Origin of the sequence: Brevibacillus halotolerans (assembly GCF_026891775.1) — a bacterium.
GTDB lineage: Bacteria > Bacillota > Bacilli > Brevibacillales > Brevibacillaceae > Brevibacillus_B > Brevibacillus_B halotolerans.
Map to the genome: position 1 here is coordinate 192,235 of NZ_JAPTNK010000010.1, position 8,188 is coordinate 200,422.

Here is an 8,188-nt window from a genome sequence, read left to right on the forward strand (position 1 = left end):
TTAAAATATACATTTTTTGGGTTAAATAATGGAGTAGAGTTCTGATTTTGTTTGACCTTTATTGACCAATTGTGTATGATTATTGTAAGAAAAGGGAGGAGGAACGTGAATGAATATGAATCTAATTCCAACTGTAATTGAACAAACAAATCGTGGAGAACGCGCTTACGATATCTATTCCCGTTTATTAAAAGATCGTATTATCTTTTTGGGAACACCTATTAATGATCAGGTAGCTAATAGTATTGTAGCTCAGCTCTTATTCCTACAGGCAGAAGATCCTGACAAAGACATCAGCATCTACATAAACAGCCCTGGTGGATCAATTACAGCCGGTATGGCTATCTATGACACGATGCAATATATTAAACCAGATGTATCAACGATCTGTGTTGGATTAGCTGCATCTATGGGATCGTTCCTGCTTTGTGCCGGAGCAAAAGGAAAGCGCTATGCTTTGCCTAATAGCGAAATCATGATTCACCAACCTCTAGGTGGCGCTCAAGGTCAAGCGAGTGACATTGAAATTGCCGCAAAACGTATCATTAAAATGCGTGAACATCTAAACGGCATCTATGCTGAACGTACGGGTCAACCATACGAACGGATTGCTAAAGATACAGATCGCGACAACTTCCTGTCCGCTCAAGCTGCAAAGGAATACGGCTTGATCGACGAGGTTATCACTAGAAAATAAGGTAAGATACACATAAAGAGGGCGACCCTAGGTTGCCCTCTTTTACATATTCGTTACCATTTATCAATAGGGAATAAAGAAATTACAGTTCGTTGCCGCGTAATTCTTTATTTGTTGTATACTCTCCATCCATGGAATCAACGGTAGTCTCTTCAATCAAGCCGTTATATGCAGCCACCGTACCGCCTCCCAGCCCTTCATTGACCATACGATCTATATCCATAAAGTTCTTATCTCTACCTTCTAGACAGCAATCTGGCAATCCCTTAGCTTTATTGGACATACGCTTCCCTCCTGGCTCAGATATTCCTAATTAGGATTTCACCATAAGCAGCAGGACATACAAGCAAAAACCAGCAATATCTGCTGGTTTAGCGTTTACATTTTATTCGTCTTTATTAATGAGACCAGCCAGTGTATCGACCGCCATTTGGGCATCATCCCCACTAGCCAAGATGGTAATCTCTGTTCCCGAGCTGATCGCCAAACTCATAATTCCCATAATGCTTTTGGCATTCACCTTTTTATTGTCTTTTTCTACGTAAATTTCAGAACGGTATCGATTTGCTTCTTGAACAAAGAATGCCGCTGGGCGGGCTTGTAACCCTGTTTTAAGTTTAACCATAACCCGTTGCTGTACCATCTTGGACCTCCCCGCTTGGAATTTTCCTTTATTTCTATTATAACATGTCCCTACGTAGAAAGACTCAGTTTTTCTCGCAGGTTATCTGCAATCTCATTTATTTTACGCAAGCGATGGTTAATTCCAGACTTACTCACGACTCCACTCGGAATCATCTCGCCTAATTCCTTCAAATTAATGTCAGGGTTTTGTAAGCGAAGCTCTGCTACCTCTCGTAAGCGAATAGGTAAATTCTCAAGACCGATTTCTTTTTCGATCAGTTGAATATTCTCCATTTGTTTCGTAGCGGCATTTACCGTCTTGTTGATATTGGCAATCTCACAGTTATGCAAACGATTAACTGAATTCCGCATGTCCTTCACAATACGCACGTCTTCAAAATACAGCAAGGCCTGATGTGCACCAATTACACTTAAAAAGTCGGTTATTTTTTCGCCTTCCTTTATGTACATAACAAAACCTTTTTTGCGTTCAATACATTTGGCATTCAATTCATAGCGATTCGCTAAAACAGTCAACGCTTCACAAAAATCCTGGTACGCCGAAAAAATTTCTAAATGGTAGCTAGAAGCCTCTGGATGGTTTACAGAACCCCCTGCAAGGAATGCACCTCGAAGAAATGCGCGCACGCAACATTCATTCGCCACGAGATCAGGTGAAATGCCAGGATAAAACGTTAAATTCTTATCCATAATCCGTAAATCTTCTAGGATCTCATAAGCCCGAAGTGGTATTCGCACAATATACACGTTGTTTTTTTTCAGACGCATTTTTTTACGTACTAATAATTCGGCATGAATCTGAAAAATTTGCTTAACCAACGTATAAATTCTTCGTGCAATCGCCGCATTCTCTGTAGAGATATCCAATATAAATTTTCCTGTTCCTAATTGAATGGTTCCATTCATGCGAATCAGTGCAGCAAGTTCTGCTCGATTACAGCAAGTCGAAGCTTCAATCATTGTTAACTCTTTTTTCGTGTGTGCGGCGAATGACATGTCACATCACTTCCTTTCTTGTTGCGATATAATCTGGCGAAGGATAGCCACGATCTCCTGACTTACTCGTTTCGCATCATGTCGCAAGTATAATTCCCCATAGGTAATCATAGGTTCAGCTACAATCGTCACGCCTAGCTCCTTCAGCTTATCCATATCACATAAGACTGGATACGCGCCCTTTTCCGCGTATTTAGCCAAATAATCCTCAGGTACCTGTTCAGTGTTTACTACAATCGTATCTAAAAATTCAACCCCAACATGATCATATAATGCTTTAACATGATCATAAGCTGTAAAATTATCGGTTTCACCCGGTTGAGTCATTACATTACAAATATATACTTTTGGTGCCGTTGATTCCAATATTGTCTCAAAAACACCGTTAACTAATAAATTAGGCAGGATACTTGTATATAAGCTTCCTGGGCCCAAAATGATTGCATCTGCCTCTTTGATAGCATCTAAGGCTTCGATCAAAGGGCGAGCATCTACTGGGTCCAAAAAAACACGCTTGATTTTCTTTCCAGACAACGGGATTTGCGACTCTCCTGAGACGATGGTTCCGTCTTCTAATTCGGCTTTTAACAGGATAGATTGTGTAGACGATGGCAACACATCCCCGCGTACCGCTAAAACCCTGCTGAGTGCCTTCACGGCCGTGACAAAGTCACCCGTGATATCATTCATCGCGGCAAGCAACAGATTTCCTAAATTATGGCCTGCCAAGCCTGTACCCGTGTTGAATCGATATTGCATGAGCTGCTTCATTAGTGGTTCTGCGTCAGCAAGTGCTGTTAACACGTTACGAATATCACCCGGAGGTAGCATATCCATCTCTTCACGAAGACGTCCCGAGCTACCTCCATCATCAGCAACTGTAACAACAGCCGTGATATGAACGGCCTCTTCCTTCAAACCGCGTAACAGGACAGACAAACCTGTCCCTCCCCCTACTACAACAACTTTTAACATTTCCTCTCTTTGTTGCATGTTCATGCCTCTCCCTAATGCCATAGGTCACCTCGATTCCCTTTGTTGAGAGTTCTTTGGTGCTAAAATCCCACTTATTCTTTATTTTATCATCTTATGTTATTTATTCTTTTCGATGTCACGATGTGTAACGCGAACCTGATAATCTTTACGGAACGTTTCTCCAATGTGCTCTGCAATAGCCACAGACCGATGCTTTCCACCCGTGCATCCGATACCAACAACAAGCTGACTTTTGCCTTCGCGTTGATAATGAGGGATGGTAAAATTCAAGAAATCAATCAACCGAGTTAGGAATTCTTGCGTATCAGTCCACTTCATGACGTAATTAGCTACCTCGCTATCACAGCCTGTTTTTGGACGTAAATCATCTACATAATGCGGATTTGGTAAAAAACGCACATCAAAAACTAAATCTGCATCAATTGGAATTCCATATTTAAAACCAAATGACTGAACATTAAGGGTCCATTCAGAGCTTTGCTGAGAATACTGGTTTATGATTTTATCACGAAGCTGCATAGGCTTCATTTGACTTGTATCAATGATCTGATTGGCTCTTCCTTTTAAATCCTGAAGCAGTCTTCGCTCTGCCATAATCCCCTCTAAAGGCGTACCTGTCGGGGAAAGAGGATGCCGTCTTCTCGTTTCCTTATAGCGACGAACTAAATTCTGATCGTTCGCATCCAGGAATAGAATTTGAAAGTGAATTCCTTCTCTTTCTGATAATCCATCAATAGCATCAAAAAGACTATCAAAGAATTCACGGCCACGTAAATCAATTACAAGAGCAACCCGTTCGATCCCGCGTCCCGATTGGATAATAAGCTCCGCAAATTTAGGAATAAGGATTGGTGGCAAATTATCTACACAGAAAAAACCTAGATCCTCTAGACTTTGCACAGCTGTGGTTTTCCCCGCTCCTGACATGCCTGTAATAATGAGTAAGTTTACCGCTTTCTGTTTACTTTCTTCACCCATTTTCTCGCCTCCATCCTCCTCTAAGGATACCATATGACACAGCTCCCAGTAAGAGTTTCCTTATTATTCTTGCAAAAAGTTCCAAATATTTCCGCCCAAAAAAAAGACGTGGTCTATCCGCAGACCACGCAAATCAAGGTTATATAGAAAAAGGGGGCAATTCACATTCATTAAAGTAACTGTCTTTATTGTACCCGCCTAATATTTCAGGAGTGTTACAAGCGTTTTACGATATTGTAACATCTTGTTCTTTTAGTCGCTCTTCTAGCTCTTCTACGTAGATTTGAGCGTTTTGTGCGGCAATGGAACCATCTCCAGTAGCCGTTACAACTTGACGCAGCAATTTATCACGTACGTCACCAGCAGCAAAGACTCCTTCTACCTTTGTACGCATTAATTCATCAGTTGGAATGTAGCCACTCTCATTCGTGACACCCAAATTCTTAACAGCTTCAGTCAATGGGTCCATTCCTACATAAATAAATACGCCATTTGTTGGGTACTCGGTTTGCTCACCGGTTTTCACGTTTTCCAATAAAACACCTGTTACGACATTATCACCGCGAATTTCTTTCACAACAGTATCCCAGATAACATGGATTTTATCATTTTCGAAAGCTCGCTTCTGGATAATTTTTTGAGCACGGAATTCATCGCGACGATGTACGATTGTTACTTTTGTTGCAAAACGAGTTAGGAAGATAGCCTCCTCAACAGCCGAGTCTCCTCCACCCACTACAACAAGCTCCTTGTTCCGGAAAAATGCTCCATCACAAACAGCACAATAAGAAACTCCTCGACCGGACAATTCCTTTTCACCCGGTGCACCCAGTAGACGATGCTCTGCTCCTGTAGCCACGATAATAGATTTAGCTTTGTATTCCTTATCTCCTACTACCACGGTTTTGTATGGATTACCATCACGGATTTCTTTGATGTCACCATATTGATATTCTGCTCCGAACTTCTGCGCATGCTCAAACATTTTATTAGACAAATCAGGTCCTAAAATGCTAGTGAACCCTGGAAAGTTCTCGATATCCTCCGTATTTGCCATTTGTCCACCTGGAATACCGCGCTCCAGCATTAAAGTAGACATATTCGCTCGAGATGTATAGACAGCTGCCGTCATTCCGGCTGGTCCCGCCCCTGCAATAATTACGTCGTAGATTTTTTGATCGCTCATAAAGTAACTCCTCCTTGGTGGGAATTAGCCTCTTTTCTATCATCAATATATAACCAATTTCTTAGTACATGGTAACGTTATAAGATAACAGATTATACTTATTATAAAATAAGAATTCTTTTTAATCAATATAAGACAAAGCCCGTAAACATTTTGTCAAAGTTGACTTCGAAACACCGTATTGTTCAGCAATGCTATTTTGCGAAATTTTATGAGTACCTTTCGATCTTTCATATAAATAGTCTAATGCAGCTGCCCATGCTTCCAGCTTACGAACTTGAATTTGTTCTTTTTGACTAATGTAATACTTCCACTGGTGAATCATCCACTCACGCTTCTCATGATTGGCTGGCGAGGACAATTGCTCAGTAATAATAAACTCCACTTCATCCGTAATGGATTGTTTATCTGTCGATGTACTCAAATCTAAAGACGATTCTTCAGATTGGTCTCTTTGATGTAGTGTGGTGATATTTTCTTCTGACCATTCATTAGAAGAAGACGTGACCTCCTTCAGTGTAGGTCCCCCACTATTTTCAGGTTCCATTCTTGTTTGTAGCTCTTCAAGAGCTGCTAGCGCTATTTCTTTTAGTTCTTCATTATTTGTGATGTCTATATAATACTCTAATGTGGAAATTGCTTCGGAATCACCGATCATAGCTAAAGTGCGGATAACCGTCTCTTTGGATTCTTCTTTGCCATGTTGCAAAGCCCATAGCATAGAAGCCCTTACCATTGGATTATATTTAAAATCCTGTGCGGTAATAGGAGCTTGGTTCATTTCTATTTCTCTTTGCGGATGATGATAGTGATAAGGAATATTTTCCTTAGGCATTCCATGCAAGGCGCTTTTTGCTTTCTCTAGATAGTATTGGGCAATGCCTGCGTCAGGATCCATCTGTTGCACTTTTTTCCACCATTTCATTGCCAGATGGTAGCGTTCTGATAAATATGCCGAGGTAGCCGCATAGTGGTAGGTAGACACGTCATGTAGTACAGGCTGTCTCAAAATTTTTTGATAGAGCCTACAGGCATCATCATGCTGACCTAAAACCCCCATTGTTGTGGCCAGTTTGTACATATGGTCGTAATGAAAAGGCTGGATTTTTTTCAGACGAGTGATAATGGGAACTAGTTCAGCCCATTTATTGTGATGGGAAAGCAATACCGCCATATTGCAAATGGCATGCAGATTACCCGGATCTTTTTCCAAAGCTAGTTCAATTGTATCCATAGCCTTATTAAAATCACCAATATAATAATAAGCTAGAGCTAAGTTATTCCATGCGGGCATAAAATCAGGATACTCTTTAACTAAGCTGTTTAAACAATCAACAGCCTGCATAAATTTCCCTTCTTCTAGCTTTTTACGAGCCTTTTCATGCTGTATGACTACTGTCTCGTCTTCTTGTGGTTCAAGTGGATTGCGCGGCGGTAAATCAAGTTCAAAGTAAATATAATGGAGTAACTCTTGAGCTTCCTCCGCATAAATTCCATCAGCTTCACAAGTTAGATACTTAACAGCCATATCAGCGGCCATTTCAAAATCATCCATATTCGCGTAATTATTTGCTAGGAAAAAATAGACATCAACCAGGGACGAATCGATTTTTTCTATAATGGAATATAGGATGTCGTTTGAATCTTCAAATTTACCCATTTCTGCTAGCACACTAGCTTTATTGCAATAATGTACTGCATTTGCGGGTTCAATTTCTAACGCTCGTTCAAAGCATTGTAAGGCCTTAGCGAAATTATTTCGTTGAAGAGAACGCATTCCCCAGTTGGCAAAAAAATTGGCGTCCTGCTGAAAGCTAGTAATTACGCCACGTCTCTCTTGCTCTTTTTTGTTCATAATTCCTCCTTGTTATCCAGGAGCTCAGAGTAGCTATTCATAATCTCAACATATCGTATCAAATCGTAGCCCGTGTCTCAACCTGGAAAACACTTAAAGCATCATTTTATTAGAATGTTTTATTCTATCAATCTCTATGTTTGATATCTAAAAAACCCAACGATTGCAGAGCCTGCTATCAGCGCAAATAGCCTTGTATACATCAACAAACACCACCTGCATAGCAAGTGGTGTCATACGGTTCAATTATAAAAATGGAGCGGACGACGGGTCTCGAACCCGCGACCTTCGCCTTGGCAAGGCGACGCTCTACCAATTGAGCTACGTCCGCGAATAAATGGTGCGGGTGGAGGGACTTGAACCCCCACGGTCGCCCGCCAGAACCTAAATCTGGTGCGTCTGCCAATTCCGCCACACCCGCGTGGCAATGGTGAGCCATGAAGGACTCGAACCTTCGACCCTCTGATTAAAAGTCAGATGCTCTACCAACTGAGCTAATGGCTCCCATTAAAATGGTGGCTCGGGACGGAATCGAACCGCCGACACGAGGATTTTCAGTCCTCTGCTCTACCGACTGAGCTACCGAGCCATATCAAGTTTTAGTAAAAACATGGCGGAGCTGACGGGACTCGAACCCGCGACCTCCGGTGTGACAGACCGGCGTGAACTCCAACTTCACCACAGCTCCATGTTTATAAATTTGTTCTCTGAAAACTAGATAATGAAAGTCAGCATAAAGGCAATGTGGATAAGTCCTCGACCGATTAGTATTCGTCAGCTCCATGCATTACTGCACTTCCACACCGAACCTATCAACCTCATCGTCTATAAGGGG

Annotated in this window: 8 protein-coding genes, 5 tRNA genes and 1 rRNA gene; 1 reads left to right on the forward strand and 13 read right to left on the reverse strand. The window is 41.5% G+C overall.

The window, feature by feature from the left end; all coding sequences use genetic code 11:
• Nucleotides 1-115 precede the first annotated feature (115 nt).
• Nucleotides 116-697: an ATP-dependent Clp endopeptidase proteolytic subunit ClpP gene (gene clpP / locus O0550_RS14470; RefSeq protein ID WP_258426695.1), complete on the forward strand. Its 582-nt coding sequence runs from the start codon at nucleotides 116-118 to the stop codon at nucleotides 695-697.
• A gap of 82 nt (nucleotides 698-779) precedes the next feature.
• Here the strand turns inward: clpP and O0550_RS14475 are convergent, their stop codons facing one another.
• The 13 genes from O0550_RS14475 to O0550_RS14535 form a co-directional block, all read right to left on the reverse strand.
• Complete coding sequence (locus O0550_RS14475) at nucleotides 780-980, reverse strand: hypothetical protein (protein WP_003334376.1); 201 nt, start codon at nucleotides 978-980, stop codon at nucleotides 780-782.
• 102 nt (nucleotides 981-1,082) lie between these two features.
• Nucleotides 1,083-1,340 carry an HPr family phosphocarrier protein gene (locus O0550_RS14480; protein WP_003334375.1) on the reverse strand — a complete coding sequence of 86 codons (258 nt, stop codon included), beginning with the start codon at nucleotides 1,338-1,340 and terminating at the stop codon, nucleotides 1,083-1,085.
• Between the two features lie 50 nt (nucleotides 1,341-1,390).
• A complete protein-coding gene (gene whiA, locus O0550_RS14485; RefSeq protein WP_003334373.1) occupies nucleotides 1,391-2,338 on the reverse strand; it encodes a DNA-binding protein WhiA in 948 nt (315 codons plus the stop codon).
• A 6-nt stretch (nucleotides 2,339-2,344) separates the two neighbouring features.
• Nucleotides 2,345-3,337, reverse strand: coding sequence for a gluconeogenesis factor YvcK family protein (locus tag O0550_RS14490; protein WP_035318498.1), 993 nt, complete (start codon nucleotides 3,335-3,337; stop codon nucleotides 2,345-2,347).
• Nucleotides 3,338-3,430: 93 nt separating this feature from the next.
• Complete coding sequence (gene rapZ / locus O0550_RS14495) at nucleotides 3,431-4,345, reverse strand: RNase adapter RapZ (protein WP_258426691.1); 915 nt, start codon at nucleotides 4,343-4,345, stop codon at nucleotides 3,431-3,433.
• A 193-nt stretch (nucleotides 4,346-4,538) separates the two neighbouring features.
• Nucleotides 4,539-5,498: a thioredoxin-disulfide reductase gene (trxB, locus tag O0550_RS14500; RefSeq protein ID WP_003334370.1), complete on the reverse strand. Its 960-nt coding sequence runs from the start codon at nucleotides 5,496-5,498 to the stop codon at nucleotides 4,539-4,541.
• Between the two features lie 121 nt (nucleotides 5,499-5,619).
• Nucleotides 5,620-7,353, reverse strand: coding sequence for a tetratricopeptide repeat protein (locus O0550_RS14505; protein ID WP_258426692.1), 1,734 nt, complete (start codon nucleotides 7,351-7,353; stop codon nucleotides 5,620-5,622).
• 255 nt (nucleotides 7,354-7,608) lie between these two features.
• Nucleotides 7,609-7,684: transfer RNA gene (locus O0550_RS14510), tRNA-Gly, on the reverse strand.
• Nucleotides 7,685-7,691: 7 nt separating this feature from the next.
• Nucleotides 7,692-7,774: transfer RNA gene (locus O0550_RS14515), tRNA-Leu, on the reverse strand.
• A 7-nt stretch (nucleotides 7,775-7,781) separates the two neighbouring features.
• Nucleotides 7,782-7,857, reverse strand: a tRNA-Lys gene (locus O0550_RS14520).
• Between the two features lie 9 nt (nucleotides 7,858-7,866).
• Nucleotides 7,867-7,942, reverse strand: a tRNA-Phe gene (locus O0550_RS14525).
• A gap of 22 nt (nucleotides 7,943-7,964) precedes the next feature.
• Nucleotides 7,965-8,041 (reverse strand) — tRNA-Asp (locus tag O0550_RS14530).
• A gap of 56 nt (nucleotides 8,042-8,097) precedes the next feature.
• Nucleotides 8,098-8,188: ribosomal RNA gene (locus tag O0550_RS14535) — 23S ribosomal RNA — on the reverse strand; the annotation flags it as partial.

Coding starts and splice junctions, on each gene's coding strand:
- O0550_RS14505 (WP_258426692.1), bottom strand. CDS start 7,353: ATGAACAAAAAAGAGCAAGAGAGACGTGGCGTAATTACTAGCTTTCAG.
- clpP (WP_258426695.1), top strand. CDS start 116: ATGAATCTAATTCCAACTGTAATTGAACAAACAAATCGTGGAGAACGC.
- O0550_RS14475 (WP_003334376.1), bottom strand. CDS start 980: ATGTCCAATAAAGCTAAGGGATTGCCAGATTGCTGTCTAGAAGGTAGA.
- whiA (WP_003334373.1), bottom strand. CDS start 2,338: ATGTCATTCGCCGCACACACGAAAAAAGAGTTAACAATGATTGAAGCT.
- rapZ (WP_258426691.1), bottom strand. CDS start 4,345: ATGGTATCCTTAGAGGAGGATGGAGGCGAGAAAATGGGTGAAGAAAGT.
- O0550_RS14490 (WP_035318498.1), bottom strand. CDS start 3,337: ATGAACATGCAACAAAGAGAGGAAATGTTAAAAGTTGTTGTAGTAGGG.
- trxB (WP_003334370.1), bottom strand. CDS start 5,498: ATGAGCGATCAAAAAATCTACGACGTAATTATTGCAGGGGCGGGACCA.
- O0550_RS14480 (WP_003334375.1), bottom strand. CDS start 1,340: ATGGTACAGCAACGGGTTATGGTTAAACTTAAAACAGGGTTACAAGCC.